Source organism: Meiothermus luteus, assembly GCF_003574085.1.
GTDB classification, from domain to species: Bacteria; Deinococcota; Deinococci; order Deinococcales; family Thermaceae; genus Meiothermus; species Meiothermus luteus.
In genome coordinates this window covers 1-1,063 of record NZ_QWKZ01000208.1, presented here as the reverse complement: position 1 = coordinate 1,063, position 1,063 = coordinate 1, and the positions used below count along the sequence as shown (strand labels likewise).

Annotated in this window: 1 protein-coding gene and 1 tRNA gene; one reads left to right on the top strand and one right to left on the bottom strand. The window is 62.3% G+C overall.

Annotated features, from left to right (window positions below; all coding sequences use genetic code 11):
- Nucleotides 1–741, top strand: a 741-nt coding sequence (locus Mlute_RS15310) for a 2-oxo acid dehydrogenase subunit E2 (RefSeq protein WP_182482600.1), incomplete at its 5' end; no start/stop codon positions are given.
- A 44-nt stretch (nt 742–785) separates the two neighbouring features.
- Here the strand turns inward: Mlute_RS15310 and Mlute_RS15305 are convergent.
- Nucleotides 786–862: transfer RNA gene (locus tag Mlute_RS15305), tRNA-Pro, on the bottom strand.
- Between the last annotated feature and the right edge of the window lie 201 nt (nt 863–1,063).

The window sequence follows — 1,063 nt, the reverse complement described above, 5'->3', positions numbered from 1 at the left end:
CCCTCCCCCACCCTTCCAGACTTCAGCAAGTTCGGGCCGGTACGCCGCGAGGCCATGTCCGGGGTACGCCGGGCCACCGTGCGCAGCATGGCCCAGGCCTGGAGCCTGGTGCCCATGGTCACCCACTTTGACAAGGCCGACATCACCGAGATGGAAGCCTGGCGCAAAAAGCTAGCCCCCAAAGCCGAGAAACGTGGGGCCAAGCTGACCATGACCGCCATTTTGCTCAAGGTGGTGGCCGCAGCCCTGAAAAACTTCCCCAAGTTCAATGCCTCCATTGATCTGGAGAAGAACGAGATTATCTACAAGGACTACGTCCACTTAGGGGTGGCGGTGGACACCCCGGCCGGGCTGTTGGTCCCGGTCATCCGGGATGTGGACAAGAAGGGGGTCTTCACCCTGGCCCTCGAGCTGGGCGAGCTGGCCGCAAAAGCCCGGGAGCGCAAACTCACCCCCGAGGAGATGCAGGGCGCCACATTCTCTATCTCCAACCTCGGCGGCATCGGTGGAACGGGCTTCACCCCCATTGTCAACTGGCCGGAGGTGGCCATCCTGGGGGTTTCCCGCAGCAGCATAGAACCGGTATGGAACCCCGAGAAGGAGGGTTTTGAGCCCCGCCAAATCATGCCTTTTTCCCTCTCGTACGACCACCGCCTCATTGATGGGGCCGATGCAGCCCGCTTCTGCCGCTTTATAGCAGAGCTACTCGAGGAGCCGGTGCTCCTTGGGTTTGAGGGCTAGCCCCACCAAACCGAAACCGCCTGAGCAAGCTCAGGCGGTTTTCTTGGTCGAGGCGAGAGGATTTGAACCTCCGACCACTCCCACCCCAAAGGAGTGCGCTACCAGGCTGCGCTACGCCTCGGCCTTCTAGCGCCCGTATAGGCGCAAAGCCAAGTTTAGCCACCCGGGGCTAAAACGTCAACCTCCATCGGGCTTCTGACCTCTCATCACTTTTCCCACCCCTGTACCCGTTGCCGCAGAAGACCTGTGAGCGTCCGCACCGCCACACTCCGCAGGGAGGGGGGCCCCTGGGCCAGAAGGAGGCGGGCGAGTCGGAAAAGGC